Here is a 16,147-nt window from a genome sequence, read left to right as displayed (position 1 = left end):
TTTTTCACGCGTCATAAATACACATGTGTATGTGTATCCTATGTGTGACTACACCGCGCCTCGATCGCAATGCGCAGATCGGGATAAGAAAACAAAAATAAAAATCGGAGCTAACTCGATGATCTCGCGTGCAGAGTCTCGTTCAACTCGACCAGTAACCCACCTCATCACATTCAAGACCTTTCTCTCTTGGTCACAGTCAAGATGGCTGCTCTAAAAATCTTTTGTTCTGCGTATGACGCAGACGTAATCTTTGTAGCTAGCAAGCTAATAAACTTAGAGCTGCTAATTAAAGAGTGAAAGTTATGAAACTAACAAAGTTTTCTTTGGTATCTACGCTGTCTCTGCTTTCCGCTTCTGTTATGGCGAGTAATGGCACCATTATGTCTGGTTATGGGACAAAGAACTCGATGATGGGGGGGGCGTCGATTGCGCTTCCGCTTGATTCAATCGCCGCAGCTAACAATCCGGCAGGTATGGGTAAGGTCGGTACGCGTGTAGACTTTGGTTTGCGTATATTCCATGGGGACGCGGATAACTCATTCCATGGGAATGATAATGAAATCGAAGACATGACGATGGCAATTCCTGAAATGGGTGCAAACTACCAGTTCAGTGATGATGTCACAATCGGCTTATCAGTTTTTGGTAGCGGGATGGCTACTGACTACGAGAAACAGGTCGTTCCAATCCCCGGTCTAAGTAAGTCCAGTAACACTCTCAATCAGATAACCATCGCACCTACCATTACTAAACGTTTTGGTGAGTCTTTCTATGTCGGTTTCTCGCCGACTATTATGTACACGTCAATTGAGACTAATGGTGTTCCTGGGAAAAAAGATACTTCTGACTCGGCTACTGCTTACGGATTTCGCGTAGGGGCTCTATGGGAAGCAACTGAGCAATTATCCCTTGGTATGATGTACACCCCGCGCACTAAGGCCGGAGAGTGGGGAAGATATAAAAACGATATATTTGCATCTTCAAATGGTAGGTTTGATGCGCCAGAGCAACTTGGTGTCGGCTTTGCTTACAAGGTCGCACCTGGTACTACCATCGCCGCCGATGCGATGCGAATCTATTGGGGTGACGTTGACTTCCTTAATGCGAAAGGGGGGTCCGGATACGAGGACATGACTGTTTATCGCATTGGCATTTCCCAAGATATTACAGATCGACTTGTATTTCGCGCTGGCTATAGCCACGCAGATAAATTTGCGCGCTCTGAGTACGCGGATGGACTCTTTCGTGGCCCAGGTATCTCAAATAAGAGCTTTGCGCTTGGTTTTAGCTATGCTCTTTCTGACGGTTACGACCTACAGTTAGGTTATGAACGACAATTGCCTGAGAAGCTTGAAGGCTCTGGTGCAAGCACTGGAACCCGGCTTGATGTAGATTATAACTATATATTGTTTGGGGTGTCGAAGAGCTTCTAGTAGTAGCTTTCGTATAGGGGGTTCATACTCTGTCCTGTAGTGATAGTGCTGGCGTGAGTATGTGGCTCCCTAGTTCCAGTAATCATTAGATGAATGGTGTGGGTTGTGAAAGTCAAACGAGCTGATATTCTTCCTGGTGTCTCTGTGCCTTATATTGAGATGAAAAGTCCACTATTGCCCGAGGCGCGCACACCGGCTTTTGCGCCAGGCACCAAACGGTTCCCGAAAGGTGAACAACTTGTTGCAAAGGGGTTGAGGCTGCCTTGCAGTATTGTTCTTGACCAAGATGTCAGCGTGCCTATGCGGGACGGAATTAAACTCGTAGCAAATATTTATCGACCCGAGGGCGATGTTCAGCAACTACCGGTTGTGATGTCGTTTACCCCGTATGGAAAAATGGGTGGGTATTGGCATTTAGGTCGTTTCCCGTTTAACGGAGGCATTCCCCTAGACTCTCTGTCTGGTCTGCAATCATTTGAAGCACCAGATCCTGCGTATTGGTGTGATCACGGCTATTGTGTTGTGTATGTTTGTGCGCGAGGAACTGATCATTCAGAAGGTGATCACAACTTCCAGGGTAGTTCTAGCGCTAATGACGCTTATGATGCTATTGAGTGGATTGCGGCCCAGTCGTGGTGTAATGGCAGTGTGGGGATGGCGGGGAATTCTCAACTGGCGATGATTCAGTGGGCTGCAGCAGCGGTGCGACCACCGCACTTGAAGGCAATTGCTCCATGGGAGGGTCTCTCAAATCATTACCATGAAAATATTTGTAGTGGGGGTATTCCTTTTCCAAGTTTTCATGCCGATGTAATTGATCACAGCTATGGCAATGGGATGATTGAGGATGTGTGTGCAGCTCTTAAGGAGCGGCCTTTCTACGACGAATATTGGGCTGACAAGGCACCCGATATTGAGAATATAAATATTCCAGCATATGTGGTTGCTAGTTATACAAATCAACTGCATTGTAAGGGCACCTTTGCAGCGTATAGAAAATTAGATCCCGCTCTTTCATGGCTTCGTATCCATAATACGATGGAGTGGCCGGATTTTTATACGCCTGCATATGTTGAAGATATGCGTCGCTTCTTTGATCGCTATCTCAAAGGTAATAAGAACGACTGGGAAAAAACCGCGCGTGTTAGAATGGCGGTATTGGATCTTGGTGGGAAAGATGTTGTTGATCGCCCAGAAGATACCTTTCCTCCGAAAGGTGCCACTCTTAGATCGTTCTATCTAGATGGCCGAGCTCGAAAATTGGTTAATGATCCTGTGGCTTGTTCTTCGGAAGTCAGCTATCAGTCTGATGACCGAAAAGGGAAAGTAGAATTTGAAGTTAAGTTCACTAAAGACACAGAGATTTCTGGGTATCCCGCATTGCGTTTGTGGGTGCATAGCGACGACGCAGATGACATGGACATCTACGTGGTTGTTGAAAAGGTGCGTCGTCGAAAACCGCTGTTCCGATCTATCATGCCTCCTCCATTCAAGCCTTTGGTTGCTTTGATTGGTTTTTTGCATCGCAAAGGGATTTTTAAATACGGTTTCTCTATATTTAATGGTCCCAATGGGCGCTTGCGGGTATCTCGGCGAGAGTTGGATGGTGTGAATTCCAAAGAAAATTTACCGGTTTACAAGTTTAACTCTGAGCAGAAGCTAGCGCGCGGTCAAGTTGTTCCTGTAGATATTTCAATTTTGCCCACCAGCATGAAGTGGAGTGCTGGAGATACGCTCCGACTGAGTGTTATGGGTTATGAGAGGCGCGGGCAATGGTTCCCAGCTGTTGATTACCCAGAGTCAATTAACGTCGGCAAGCACGTGATACACACTGGTGGCGAATTTAATTCGGTCTTGACACTCCCTATCGTAGAGCGCTGACTGGAATTTTAAGTATCGCTACCGTTGTCCTCTAATTGGTTAGTTGTGGTTTCCTCAGATATCCTTCGGTAAGGGTTAACTGCCTAGACATTGAGGGGCTGAGGAGGCCTCTTGCTTTTTCGATAGTGTGCTGTTGGACGTTCTTACTGCTGTTTTTGACTTTCTATTTATGGCACTTATTGATATTTATTTATATTTCGAACTGGTGCGAGGGAATAGATGTTCTCAGAAATGACTTTCTCGACATTGTTGGTTTTCTGTGCTTGTTTTGTTCTGGTTGTTGTTGTGTCTTTTTATGTTTGCAAGTATTTTTTGTTGGCTCCATTTGTGGATATCGTTGAAGCGTTGAAAAATGTGGCTGGCGCTAAGGTAGACCTTACACTCAGGCTTGATAATTCCTGCAAGGGCGCGGCAGGTGATTTGGCTGAAAGGTTTAATGACTTGGTACGTCGAATCCATGAGTTGGTATCGGGGGGGCAAGGCGGAGTTGGTGAACTGAAAAGCAGCGTATTAGCCCTTAAGAGAAATTCAAACTTTACAAGAGAAAGCATAGACAATCAGCAGATCGAAATTGATAGTATCGCTTCGTCTGTGTCGGAGTTAGAAGCGTCTGCCGAAGAGGTGGCCGTTAGCGCTAGACTAGCGGCAGAGGCTTCAGCAGACGGGGTTCGCGGCGTCGGGGACGCGCTTAAGACTGTTATTGAATCATGCGATGCTGTGAAAAGTCTTTCAGGGGAGCTGTCACTTGCCTGCGATGTTGTCACTGTTTTGGGTAAAGAAATTAGTTCAATTTCTGCTGTTTTAAAGGAAATTGAGGGTATCGCAGAGCAAACAAATCTCCTGGCGCTAAATGCTGCAATTGAGGCCGCAAGAGCAGGGGAGTCTGGGCGCGGATTCGCAGTGGTTGCAGATGAGGTTCGCAACCTTGCTAAGCGTACTCAGAACTCTACAAATGAAATCTCAAATATGATGGAACGCTTGCATAGTGGCGCCGGCAAGGCAGTTGAAGTAATGGTGGCCTCTAAAACCCTATCTCGCATGAGTATGGAGCGGGCGCATGATTCGATGGTGTCAATTGATAGGATAAATTCAGCTATCCAATTAATTGGTGACATGAATTCACAGATCGCCTCGGCGTCAGCGCAGCAAAAAGACGTTGTGGGTGAACTCGGTTTTTCTATCAATCGGGTCGCACAGCAAGGGCATAAAGTTTCTGAGGCGGCTGTTGATAACGATGTTTACAGCAGTAAAATAGAATTTGTGGCTGATACCCTGGAAAGTAACGTGTCTAGCTTTAAGGTTTAACCTCAATTTAGTTATCGGAGATCATACTTTTGGTCATGGACATGGACATTTTAATTTTGCTTAAGCTTACAGTTGAGAGGATTGTGCGGTGAAATATAAACTTTCAAAAAGCGACTTTGCTCCAGCGCCCGCGTCATATCAAACTGAACCACGCTACCTTGGTTATCGGGAGAGTGATTGTTCTAAGCCCTACGCCAATTATTTTACAGAACAAGTTGCTAAAGTTCAACCGCATGTGATTGAGGCCATTGCAGTTGGTCGCCAACCTGATGAGTTCGCATATCAAATCGATGAAGCAGCGGTACGCATGTCTCGTCCCGGCTACGAGGCAATGGAGACAGGGTATGCGCAACTGCCAGACGGCAAGATACTCGTCTCAGTTTTGACAGATATGCCAGGCGTCTGTGCTGAGGACTGGGATTGGTGGTTCGGGTGGCACGGAGTAGAAACGGCACGTTATAAGCTGTGGCATCCCGGTGCCCATTTCTATTCTGCCGTCGGGCAGGATCGCCGTTCTGATCGTAGTCTCACCGATAGGCAGCGATATGTGGGAAATGTTTCATACGTGGATGAGTATCTCGGCCCTGATAGTAGCCCTTTGTCCGTGCGCTTTCTTGACCCACGGGCTGTTGGTTTTCTCGAGGCCAAACCCGGCTGCACAACAATCGTTGCTCGTGGCGGATTTAGCACCTCTCCGATCAGCTTTGCTTGGTTGATTCATCAAATCCGGCCAACCTCAAACGGATGTGAGATGCGCTCCCGCTTCTTCGTGAATGACCTTGAGGTTTTGAGATTACCATCTGCGTCCATTGCCGGTGGTGGGGCAGGGCGCTTGTTAACAACACCGCTTGGGGGGGTGGTTGAGCCGATCTTGCGCCGCTTTGGGGGCGTTAAGGCTGACCATTTTGGTCCCGTTATGCTTATGCACTGTGCGCAAGAAATGAACCATCTGGCTCGTTTCCTTCCGCAATTGCGCGAAGAGTTCAAGGACTTGCCTTGATAATTATTCTTCAAGATGGGCATGTCGGCCGGTAAAACGGGATGCAACACATGCCCCTTCTGATAAGGCCCTGTTCTAAGATGTATCCCGAGCTTAGCATTCAAGAGAGCGCCACCATCCAAATCGGCTATCTTCAGCTTTTCAGTCCGGCCTGTTCCGGGGGGAGTGGTCTGTCCCGGGCTGAGTGGACACTGACTTAAGGTGGATCATATCTACGGCAAGGAGTGTTCATGATCCATACCAGAAGACGTTTTCCCGAATCCTTCAATCGCGAGGCGGTATATCAGGTGCTGCTGGTACGCCGCTTCGTCATGTAGCCGAGACGCTGTGGGCATTGCTGAAAGCCTGTGGGCAAATGGATGCGCCAGTATGAGCCGCAAGCTGACGATGCCTTTCCGGGCAACGGCAAGCACCGGGGCGAGAGGGCGGCGCTTCGTCGCTTACGCCAGCAGTTGGCGTAGGTCACCATGGCGCGCGATGTACTAGAAAAGGCACTCGCCATCTTCTCGAACCCCACTAAGTGAAGTTTGGCGACATCGAGGCGTTGGCCGGTCGCTATCCCGTAGCACCGATGTGCCGGCTGCTGCAGATATCCCGCAGCGGTTTCTATGCCTGCAGCAGCGGCCTCCCTAGGCGAGAGAGAAGGCGAATCGGCGTCTGAGCAAAGAGATCGCATCACCCACCACGAGGTGAATGGGATCTAGGCCAGCGCGGCGAATCAAGGCCGAGTTTGCGGCCTTGGGGCATGTGTGTGGTCCGACGCAGAGTCGCATCGACTGATGCGCGAAGCTGTTCTGCGTGTTTGTTCGCACAAGCGTTGGCGACTGGTTTCCAGCGGTCGTAATGCTCTACCGATTACCCGAACCCGCTAGATCGCCAGTTCGCCTCGGATCGCGCCAATCGGAACAGGGTCTCGGAGATGACCTATGTGCGTACCGCCCAAGGCTGGCTGTATCTGGCCGGTGTACTCGATCTCCATTCACGCGCTGTCGTTGGTTGGGCGATCAGCTCTGATGTATTCTACTCTGAATAGGGCCGTTGCATGCCGACAGCCGAAAGAACAATTACTACTGTACTCGGATCATGGCAGCCAATACTGGGCGCACGGCTACCAGTCCTTGCTTCGGCGACATCGAATCGTGCCCAGCCACCCACCTCCGGGGAACTGCTGGGACAACGCCGCGATGATAAGCTTCTTCCGCTCGCTGAAGGCTGAGCGGGTGTATGTGACTCGGTACACCAAATACCAAGAGGCCAAAGCCGACCTGTTCTACTGCATCAGCTCTTAAGATCACCGTCGTCGCCATTCGACGTTGGGCTATCTCAGTTCTATGGAGTTTGATCGGCTAAATGCGAGCAGTAGCTCTTAACCACTTGTCCACCAGTTTCGGGAGAGACCAGGCGCTGGTCATGGCACCTCCTGGTGGGCTTCATTATGAGGCATTGAGGTGTTTACGAAACTAGGGGCGACTCTCAGGAGCCGTATCCGGTAGTTTCGCATTTACGAATCTGTGTTGCAGCAACCATATAACTCGCCAATCGCTTATCGTACTGGAGGGTCTTGTAGCCAAGGCAATAGTTCAAAACGATGAGCTTCAAAAGCACGGATTTGCTCGGCATGCTGGAGAGTCAACGCTATATCATCTAGCCCAAGTAGAAGTTTCTTCTTTTCAATTGGGTCGAACCAAAAGCTAAACTCGAGCCCGTCAGCACTCAGCGTCTGCGATTTCAGGACAATCCTGACAGCAGTGCGCGATAAGGCGCGGCTGAATAACTCATCTAGATATTGTTTTGGTAAGGTGATGGGCAGCAAGCCGTTCTTAAGACAGTTACTCCGAAATATCTCTGCGAAACTCTCAGCAACAATTGCACTGAACCCATATTCCTTAAGAGCCCAAGGTGCATGTTCACGAGAAGAGCCGCAGCCGAAGTTGTTTCTGGTAATCAAGATGCTTGCGCCCGCGGCTTGAGGTTGGTTGAGCTCAAACTCTGGGTTCAGTGGGCGAGTAGAGCAGTCTATGCCAAGCTCACCTTTGTCTAGATAGCGCCATTCATCAAACAAAAATGGGCCGTAGCCACTGCGCTTGATCGACTTCATGAACTGTTTTGGTAAGATCGCGTCAGTGTCAACGTTATTGCGATCTAAGAAAGCCGCAATGCCTTTGACTTCATTTACTGGGTCCACTTAGCAGTACTCCCTTGCATCGGCCAAGTGGCCACTGATTGCTGCCAGAGCTGCCATTGCAGGGCTCATCAAATGACTGCGCCCTCCCATCCCCTGACGACCTTCGAAGTTGCGATTGGAAGTCGAGGCGCAGCGCTCACCAGGATTGAGCCTGTCTTCGTTCATACCTAGGCACATCGAGCAGCCTGGTGCGCGCCATTCGAATCCAGCTGCAAGAAAAATTTCATGCAGGCCTTCGGTCTCGGCTTGCTGCCTCACTGTACCTGATCCTGGAACAACTAGTGCTTGCACGACATTTTTTGCGAGCTTCCTGCCTTCTACCAAGCGTGCGGCGACACGGAGATCTTCGAGGCGTGCGTTCGTACAGGAGCCGATGAATACCTTGTCCACATTGATGTCTCGCATCCGTGTGCCTGGCATCAAATTCATGTAGCGCAGAGCGCGGATCATAGCCTGACGCTTAATAAGATCAGCCTCAAGCTCAGGGTCAGGTACTTTGCCATCGATCCCGCTCTGCATGTCCGGCGAGGTACCCCAAGTTACAGTAGGGACTACCTGACTCGCATCTATGATTAGCTCTCGATCATAGACCGCGTGAGGATCAGAACGGAGGGAGCGCCAATAGGTTTCTGCCTGTGCACGGTACTGAACGGCCGGTGCATAGGGCCGTCCCCTGAGGTACTCGATCGTTACGTCATCAACACCAATCATGCCGGCACGAGCTCCAGCTTCAATCGACATATTGCAAAGGGTCATGCGTTGTTCCATCGATAGGTGATCGATTGTTGTTCCACGATATTCCAGAACGTGATCCGTGGCCCCCGACGTGCTAAGTTTACCGATGATTGTGAGCGCTAGATCCTTGGCATAGGCACCCGGAACAAGCTCTCCATTTATGTTAATGGCATAGTTTTTTGACTTCTTCATCGGTAGCGTCTGCGTAGCGAGCACGTGCTCAACATCAGAGGTGCCGATACCAAATGCCAACGCAGCAAATGCGCCATGAGTCGAGGTGTGCGAGTCACCGCAAACTATGGTCATTCCAGGTTGTGTAGCACCCAGTTCGGGGGCGACAACATGCACGATACCTTGTTGAGGCGCTCGGTACGGGAAGTAGGCCATTGCACCACTGGACCTTATGTTGTCATCAAGGGTGTCCACTTGTTCGCGAGCCAACTCATCTTGAATCGGACCGCTGCCCCGGGTGGGAGTGTTGTGGTCAGCAGTCGCGATGATGCTCCCTGCTCTCCAGGGCTGCCGAGCACCTTGCCGCAAACCTTCGAAAGCTTGCGGGCTGGTTACTTCGTTAATCAGGTGTCGGTCGATGTAGAGCAAGGGCTGGCTGGATGCAGCGGGAACCAGGTGGCTTTCCCAGAGCTTATCGTATAGGGTCTTAGCCATGATTCACCAGGGAAGCGTCACGGAGCCAACCCAAGCCTTCAAGAGTTGCTCCAACAGGGATGTATTCGCAACCGATCCAGCCCAAGTATGTTTCCTTTACTAATGCATCCTGGATGCCCTGCCAAGGCAAATCGCCCACGTTGGGCTCATGTCGGCCAGGCCAGCCTGCGACCTGCACATGACCTGCATAAGGAAGATAACGGTGGATTGCGTCTACCACGTCGAGGCCTTCCATGGCAGCGTGGTAAACATCCATGATCAAGGTCAAGCCTGGCACTGTCTGCGTCCAACGCTGAGCGTCTGCCAGTGACTGAATGAAGTAACCAGGTACCGCTGTCTGGTTTATGGCCTCAATGACAAGTTCGATACGGCCTTCAGCGCGCTGTAGAGACCATTCCAAATTTTCCTGAAATGCCAGACTTGCTAAGTGAAGATCGGCTGGCTCGACGCACCCGCAAGTTATATGAAGGAGTGGGGCATTGACTGCTAGAGCCCAATCGAGTGCTTGTTCGAAGTGGGCCTTGAAGCGTATGCTCTGACCTGGGAGAGCCGCGAATCCTTTACTGCGATCAACTAGAGGCATGTTGGCCAATGCCTGGGTGAGGCCGTGACTCTCCAACAATGCTGCTACACGCTCAATAGCTATCCCTGAGGGTGGAAAGAACTCCACTGCCAAAAAACCCGCCTCACGGGCCGCGGCAAAGCGGTCTTGGAATGGCAGTTCGTTAAACATTAGCGAGAGGTTAGCTGCGAACTTGAGCATGCTCTCATACCTTGGCTTGGTAGCGGTTACGTAACTCAGCATCGTACTCACCCAGGAGCGGAGGCGCGGTTACTTCCAAGGAGCGCTCTCCGTCAAAGCTAATGGGGGAACGAACAGTGCGCCAAGTTCCCTTATGCGGATGCGGCGCGCTGATTTCGAGTTGTAAATGCTGAGCTTGCGGGTCTAGCAAAGCTTCGCTAGTGTCGTACATGGGTGCATGAGGCACATCTTCAAACTCAAGGCGGCGGCACCACTCGGTTCGTGTCTGCCTGGCAAACTCTGCACCTAGCAGTTCGATAAGCAGCTCTTGGTTTTTAATGCGCTGAGTGCGGTTACAGAAACGCGCGTCTTCGAACAGGTTCGGACGATCAATGGCATTGGCCAGTCCTTGCCAGAACTTCTCGGGCGAAGACATGTGCAGCGCGATCCATTTTTCATCAGCGCACTTGAGTACGTAAGACTGGGAGACACTTGGCCGGCTGTATGGCCCCATGATCTCGTTTTCTGCGAAATAGTGAGTGAAGGCGTCGAGATTGAAGTGGCACATCGATTCAAGCATCGATACCTCAACCGTCTTACCCAAGCCTGTCTGATTGCGCTCATGCAGTGCACCTAGGATCCCGTAGGCTGCATAGAATCCGGTGAGTGCGTCAGCCAGCGCCGGGCCGACTACCCTTGGGTTTGCTGGATTGATCAGCAAATTGAGGAAACCACTAGCGGCCTGAGCAACTGTATCGTATGCAGGTCTTGTCGACGCTGGACCGTCCTGCCCAAACCCACTGATGGCGCAGTAGATAAGCCGCGGGTTGAGTTCGCGCAAACGCTTTTCGCCTGCGCCCAGACGATCTGCAGCGCCGGGCCGGAAGTTTTGAATGTAGATGTCAGCGTCTGTGATGAGCTGATCAAAAACTGCTAGGTCTTCCGGTAGCTTGGTGTTGAGCGTCACGCTGCGCTTGTTGCGATTATAGGTCTGAAAGTGCGGGCTATAGAGCTCGCCCTGAAAAGCCCGGAATGGGTCACCGCTACCTGGCTGTTCGATCTTGATGACCTCGGCGCCCAGATCTGCGAGAAGCATGCCGGCGTTAGGCCCGGTGATGAAGGTACCTTGTTCGATAACGCGGATACCGGAAAGAACTTTGGCCATAGCTGGCTCCTGAAAAATTTCTGAACGATCAAATGGCAGCGCGAAGGCCTGAGCAGCCGGTTTGGAGAACGACGGTCGGGGGCGAAAAGACATCTCTCAAAGAGGAGACCATGCGACCAAGGTCATCAGGCGATGCTGCTGTTGCGAAAATGTAGAAATCCGGTCGAACGAGTATGGCGTCTAGACCATGCTCGGCGAAGTAGCCGGGTAGCTTGTCACTGGGGTCAAAAATGGCGTGGGGATCTGTCGTTTCATTTGCTGCCGCCAAATATGCGACCTTCGCATTGATACTCTCCAGGAACTTGCGATGCTCGGCTGATAGCGCGGCGAGAATCGACTTCTCGCGAACGAGGAGCGAGAAGCCGCCGCCCACCAATTGATCCATCGAGCCTGTCTCTTTTCCACGATGCACGGTGCAGTGTGGTGCCAGTCGGCCGAGGAGTGCCTCGTTGCCGCCGCCCAGGGTGCCTTCTCGCAAATGAGGGAACGGCGCCATTGGTGGATGGGTTCCTTCGACGAAGGCTTTATCTCGTGCTGCTGCTTTGATTGGATCGGCAACACAGACAATTTCGCCTAGATAAACCGAAGCATCGATCACCTCGGTAATGTGCGACTTGCGTTCGATTTCATAGTGATCTAGCAGCTCCTCACTGGCTTTATTTTGCAAGACCATATTTAGTCGCCACCCCAAGTTCAGCGCATCGCGAATACCAGAGCACATGCCTTGGCCCATGAACGGCGGCATTGTATGAGCAGCATCACCAACTAAAAAGATGTTGTTGTCACGCCACTGTTGGGCGACCAAAGAGCGGAACGTGTACACCGCATGTCGAAGAAGTGTCGCTTGATCACGTTGTACCCAGCGATTGAGTAAGCCCCAGACATAGTCAGTATCATCCAGCTGCTCACGTGTCTCATGCGGTAGCCGCATGATTTCCCAGCGACGTAACGGGCGCCCATTAACCAAGCCGCCAGGAACGAAAGTGGTTGGGCGTTCTGGATTGCAATGTTGGCCTGCGGCAGGGATATCGAGCTCCACTCCGGAATTTAGCTGAACGTCCACCACCAGCCAGTCGGCCTGGAAACCCCGATCTTCCCAGGCTATCCCAAGGGCATTGCGAACTGCGCTGTTCGCTCCGTCAGCGCCAATAAGGTAACGACCAGTGATCAGCATCTCTTCGCCTGTCGGAGTATTGACGGCAGTTACGGATACGCCGTCAGTGGTTTGGCTGAAGGTCTTTGCTTCATGCTCTAGCATTACGGAGACATTCGAGAAACTGCGCACCCTAGAATCGAGCGCCTTCTCCAGGGACGGCTGATGGAAGAAATATGCTTGAGGTCCTCCGGAAATCGAGTCTACTGTCCAGTCGATGTCGATGAGTGTTTCCCAATGCTGATTCATCCACTGGTAGCGAGGTGAGGGCGCGGCAAAGCTGTCGAAATTAGCTAAGCAATAGTGGGCATGCAAGGCACGGTGAATCTCATGGTCCATGCACACCGCACGAGGCAGAGGATAGGCATAGGGGTGGCGTTCCAGAACGGTCACGTGGTGCCCTTGTTCGCCCAGGAGAGCACAGAGGACGCGGCTTACTGGTCCGTATCCGATTAGAATTACATCGGTCATCAGATGTTTCATGACTTGGCCCATTTTTGTAGTTGTTGCCAGGGAGGTCGTGTAAGCGCTATAACTTGAATCCGTCCGGAGCATCACCGGTGTACTGGTACTCACGGGTAGCTTGATAGGAAAGCGCGAACCCGATAGGCGCAGAGGTTTGCTCTTCGTGCAAATGCGCAATTAGACCTGCGCTGCGTGCCAAAATGGGTACCCCGCGCAGTGCTTTCAGGGGGAATCCAGCACCCAGAAGCACAGCTGGAATTGCTGCCGATACGTTCAATCGCAGTTCCTTGCCGACTATCGAAGGAATGACCGATTCGACTACTTCGGCAATTTTCACGAAAGTGAGATCTGAGCCGGCTTGTTCAGCGGTGTTGAACAATGCTGCAACACGTGGGTCTCGCTCTTTATGTAAGGGGTGGCCGTACCCAGGCAAAGGGCGTTTAGCCAATCGGTAAGCGGTGACAATTTCCCTAGCCGCATCCTCGACACTCACATCTTTATCCATCAGTTGCTTGATCTCATCAAGGAGTGCACCAGCATCCGCCGACGCACCAAGGATCACAGAGCCGCAGCCGAGGAGGCCGGCGGCTACTGCTCCTTGTACAGCTTCAGGAGATGCTGCGAGGGTCATACGCGCAGCTTGTACACTTGGTACCAACCCATGTTCAGTGATTGCAACTAAGGTCGCGTCAAGCACTTTTAGGGTGGCTTTACTCGGCCGACTACCAGTCAGCAGAAGGAAGAAGTACTCGCTAAAGCTGAACTGCCCAATTACGTCTTGACACAAGTCCAAGCCCCGAACCACGATCGTGTCTTCGTTGGATGTGCAGATGGCACTGCGAGGAATAGTTTCTTTGCCGATTTTCATTGGTTTGTCTCCTGGTCAGACAGATGTCAAGCGGAAGTCGAAAGGCACGGTGTAATAGATATGGGCCACATTGGTGCCGTCGGGCGCGATACCAGCCGGATGCTCGATGAAGTCAACAATCAGGCTGCGCTTCACGCCGAACACGCAGTCCGAGTCGAGGTAGGGGCTGTTCGCGACAAAAAGTTGAGTATTTACCGGGTGGTAACCGTCAGCGCTGAGCTTGAAATGAATATGACCTGGACGATTGGGATGACGGCCCAACTTCGCTTGCATTAGTCCAGCTGGACCATCCTGAGGAATGGGGTAATAATTGGGTCTAATCGACCAAAAGCTATATCTGCCGTTCTTATCAGTAAGGAATTTGCCTCGAGCGAGCATTTTTGTCTGCCCAGGTATCTGCATGTCATAGTTGCCTTCACCGTCGCCGGACCAAACATCCAGCAGTGCATTGGCGATTGGATTGCCAGCGTCATCGATGACATAGCCGTAATAGTAAGTCTTCAAGCCAGCCACGCCATTGGAAATGTCCGCACCCTCAGGCAGCTCAGGCGCACCTTGCCAGTAGTAGGGGCCCTCGACCGTTTCTTCGAGGCAGTCGTCACCACGATGCTGGTTGATACCGATGGTTAGTGTGGAGACGCCAAGCAAGTCTGAAAGCAGGATGAATTCCTGACGTTTGTCGGTGCAGATCTGTCCGGTGGATGTCAAAAAGCAGATGGCTGAAAACCATTCTTCGGGAGTGAGCTGCAGCTCCGTTACGCAGGCGTGCAGATGGCGGACGACCGAAGTCATGATTTGCTTGAAGCGGGGCTCATCGCAGCTACCAAAGCTATTGAGCACGTCGCGCAAGTGCGCCGCACAGTCGAACTGGGCCATGGAGGTCTTCCTTCTCTTGTTATTTACGTAGGCAGAATTTCAGCACCTCAGCGAAGGTTACGGCCTGGACTTAACAGAGAGAAGTGATTATTTTGAATAAAAATAATCGATGCTATCACTGAGGCTGGTCATGGAGCTACGTCACCTGAGATACTTTGCTGCACTGGCTGAAACCCTGCATTTCACGCGGGCCGCAGAGCGCACCCACGTTACTCAATCAACCTTGTCGCATCAGATCCGACAGCTCGAGGAGGAGGTCGGTGTCCGGCTCTTTGATCGCATCGGAAAGAAAGTATCGATAACCGAAGCTGGTGACCGGTTGCTTTCCCAGGTTCTACCGGCCCTCAAGCAAATTGATGTCGCCATTCATGCCATCACCCGTACGCCAGGTTCTGCCAGTGGCCATATCCGTATCGGAGCGACATATAGCTTCAACATTCGTTTGGTACCGGCCTGTATAGCCAGCTTCCTCTCACGTAACCCTGATGTAAGCGTTTCAGCAGAGGAGCTTGCGCAGGATCTCATCATAGAGCGTCTGGAGCGTAACGAATTGGATTTAGGCATCGCATATCGGCCCACAGACGGACACGATCTTTGGTTCGAACCGCTCTACAACGAAGAATTAAAGCTTGTAGTTAGCACTGATCACCCGCTTGCCAAGCGTAAGAGTGTACGCATGATCGAGCTGCACAACTTGCGTATGACTTTGCTTCCACGTCATTTCATGACGCGTCGGCAGTTGGATGAGTGCTTCCGCTCTTCTGGAGCGGAGCCGGTCGTTGCAGTCGAAATGAATACCTTGCTACCAATGCTTGAGCTGGCACGCCATACGGATCTGGCTTGTATCGTTGCTGAAACAGCAATCGGTTCACGTTCTGGTTTGAGTGTCATTGCGCTTGAGAACCCAACACCAATCCGAACGCCGGGATTGCTTTGGAAGAAAGGAGGGACGGATGACGCGGCGATTAAACAGTTCGCCAGCGTCGTCCGGAAAGCCACCGAAGCCGGCGGCTGCAGCATCGAAATCACACCTTGATGGTAGGCTGTGAACTAGTTTTTGAGTTGGCTTTAAGCGGGGCAGTCTCTTTCAGGAACAATGCTATGAAGAACCCCAGAATCAGTCCACCCATGGCGAGATACAGGGTATATTGGATCCCGTGGTGCTGGGCGATGTAGCCTGCTAGAGCAGGGGCGACGCCACCGCCAAAGATCTCACCTAGGCCTACAACTACACCTACCGCCGTGGCTGCCAAATGGGGGGGGACCGCTTCGTTTGTCAGTGGGCCAACCGTGAGGCAGGTAAGACTGAAATTAAAAAACGTGGAGAAGAACAGCGCTGTGAACAATGGGAGCGGATTTGGCCCCATTTTGATCAGTAGGGTCAGAAACACGCCCGTGCCGATGTAAGAGGCAAGAAGCACTGTTTTGCGCCCTAATTTGTCAGACAGCCCAGGAAGGATCAATTGACCAGCAAAGCCTCCGAGACCAATAGCGGACATTACGAGTCCCATCGACTGTACATCTAGCTTTAGGTAGTCGGTTAGGTAGTTTGGTATCATCGCGCTAACTACAAACAAGCAGGTCAGGATGCAAAACATGCTAAAGATATTAACTATTACATTTCGATATTTAATAACGTCTTTCCAGCGTAAGCGGCCGGCGAACACACC

The 16,147-nt window shown here is 51.4% G+C and carries 12 protein-coding genes and 1 pseudogene; 5 read left to right on the top strand and 8 right to left on the bottom strand.

The window, feature by feature from the left end:
• Positions 1 to 305: 305 nt before the first annotated feature.
• The 4 genes and pseudogenes from HX807_RS22655 (at position 306) to HX807_RS22640 (ending at position 5,622) form a co-directional block, all read left to right on the top strand.
• On the top strand, positions 306 to 1,436 hold the full coding sequence (locus HX807_RS22655) for an OmpP1/FadL family transporter (RefSeq protein ID WP_177051119.1): 1,131 nt from the start codon (positions 306 to 308) through the stop codon (positions 1,434 to 1,436).
• 105 nt (positions 1,437 to 1,541) lie between these two features.
• Positions 1,542 to 3,317, top strand: a complete 1,776-nt coding sequence (locus HX807_RS22650; protein ID WP_177051117.1) for a CocE/NonD family hydrolase — start codon at positions 1,542 to 1,544, stop codon at positions 3,315 to 3,317.
• 810 nt (positions 3,318 to 4,127) lie between these two features.
• A pseudogene (locus HX807_RS32015) lies at positions 4,128 to 4,622 on the top strand (methyl-accepting chemotaxis protein); the annotation flags it as partial.
• 88 nt (positions 4,623 to 4,710) lie between these two features.
• Entirely contained in the window at positions 4,711 to 5,622 is a 912-nt protein-coding gene (locus HX807_RS22640; protein ID WP_177051113.1) for a DAPG hydrolase family protein, read from the top strand.
• A 1,543-nt stretch (positions 5,623 to 7,165) separates the two neighbouring features.
• Here the strand turns inward: HX807_RS22640 and leuD are convergent.
• Genes leuD through HX807_RS22600 form a run of 7 tightly spaced genes read right to left on the bottom strand, consistent with a single transcriptional unit; the run spans position 7,166 to position 14,477 of the window.
• Complete coding sequence (gene leuD, locus HX807_RS22630) at positions 7,166 to 7,807, bottom strand: 3-isopropylmalate dehydratase small subunit (protein ID WP_177051109.1); 642 nt, start codon at positions 7,805 to 7,807, stop codon at positions 7,166 to 7,168.
• Complete coding sequence (gene leuC, locus HX807_RS22625) at positions 7,808 to 9,211, bottom strand: 3-isopropylmalate dehydratase large subunit (protein WP_371316491.1); 1,404 nt, start codon at positions 9,209 to 9,211, stop codon at positions 7,808 to 7,810.
• Positions 9,201 to 9,971: a hydroxypyruvate isomerase family protein gene (locus HX807_RS22620; RefSeq protein ID WP_177051105.1), complete on the bottom strand. Its 771-nt coding sequence runs from the start codon at positions 9,969 to 9,971 to the stop codon at positions 9,201 to 9,203. Before HX807_RS22620 ends, leuC begins: the two co-directional genes overlap by 11 nt.
• A 4-nt stretch (positions 9,972 to 9,975) precedes the next feature.
• Positions 9,976 to 11,115 carry a CaiB/BaiF CoA-transferase family protein gene (locus HX807_RS22615; protein WP_177051103.1) on the bottom strand — a complete coding sequence of 380 codons (1,140 nt, stop codon included), beginning with the start codon at positions 11,113 to 11,115 and terminating at the stop codon, positions 9,976 to 9,978.
• A 28-nt stretch (positions 11,116 to 11,143) separates the two neighbouring features.
• Positions 11,144 to 12,751 carry a bifunctional 3-(3-hydroxy-phenyl)propionate/3-hydroxycinnamic acid hydroxylase gene (locus tag HX807_RS22610; RefSeq protein WP_177051101.1) on the bottom strand — a complete coding sequence of 536 codons (1,608 nt, stop codon included), beginning with the start codon at positions 12,749 to 12,751 and terminating at the stop codon, positions 11,144 to 11,146.
• Positions 12,752 to 12,797: 46 nt separating this feature from the next.
• Positions 12,798 to 13,601, bottom strand: a complete 804-nt coding sequence (locus tag HX807_RS22605) for a citryl-CoA lyase (protein ID WP_177051099.1) — start codon at positions 13,599 to 13,601, stop codon at positions 12,798 to 12,800.
• Between the two features lie 15 nt (positions 13,602 to 13,616).
• Positions 13,617 to 14,477 carry a dioxygenase gene (locus tag HX807_RS22600; protein ID WP_177051097.1) on the bottom strand — a complete coding sequence of 287 codons (861 nt, stop codon included), beginning with the start codon at positions 14,475 to 14,477 and terminating at the stop codon, positions 13,617 to 13,619.
• A gap of 130 nt (positions 14,478 to 14,607) precedes the next feature.
• Between HX807_RS22600 and HX807_RS22595 the strand changes: the two genes are divergently transcribed.
• On the top strand, positions 14,608 to 15,513 hold the full coding sequence (locus HX807_RS22595) for a LysR substrate-binding domain-containing protein (protein WP_177051095.1): 906 nt from the start codon (positions 14,608 to 14,610) through the stop codon (positions 15,511 to 15,513).
• Here the strand turns inward: HX807_RS22595 and HX807_RS22590 are convergent.
• Positions 15,503 to 16,147, bottom strand: a 645-nt coding sequence (locus HX807_RS22590) for an MFS transporter (RefSeq protein WP_177051087.1), incomplete at its 5' end; no start/stop codon positions are given. The two genes, HX807_RS22595 and HX807_RS22590, sit on opposite strands and share 11 nt — an antisense overlap.

The sequence above is a fragment of the Pseudomonas sp. D8002 genome (assembly GCF_013385695.1).
GTDB lineage: Bacteria > Pseudomonadota > Gammaproteobacteria > Pseudomonadales > Pseudomonadaceae > Aquipseudomonas.
The sequence above is the reverse complement of the archived record's forward strand: the minus strand, read 5'-3'. Positions and strand labels throughout refer to the sequence as shown.

Coding starts and splice junctions, on each gene's coding strand:
- HX807_RS22655 (WP_177051119.1), top strand. CDS start 306: ATGAAACTAACAAAGTTTTCTTTGGTATCTACGCTGTCTCTGCTTTCC.
- HX807_RS22620 (WP_177051105.1), bottom strand. CDS start 9,971: ATGCTCAAGTTCGCAGCTAACCTCTCGCTAATGTTTAACGAACTGCCA.
- HX807_RS22615 (WP_177051103.1), bottom strand. CDS start 11,115: ATGGCCAAAGTTCTTTCCGGTATCCGCGTTATCGAACAAGGTACCTTC.
- HX807_RS22610 (WP_177051101.1), bottom strand. CDS start 12,751: ATGAAACATCTGATGACCGATGTAATTCTAATCGGATACGGACCAGTA.
- HX807_RS22605 (WP_177051099.1), bottom strand. CDS start 13,601: ATGAAAATCGGCAAAGAAACTATTCCTCGCAGTGCCATCTGCACATCC.
- HX807_RS22600 (WP_177051097.1), bottom strand. CDS start 14,477: ATGGCCCAGTTCGACTGTGCGGCGCACTTGCGCGACGTGCTCAATAGC.
- HX807_RS22595 (WP_177051095.1), top strand. CDS start 14,608: ATGGAGCTACGTCACCTGAGATACTTTGCTGCACTGGCTGAAACCCTG.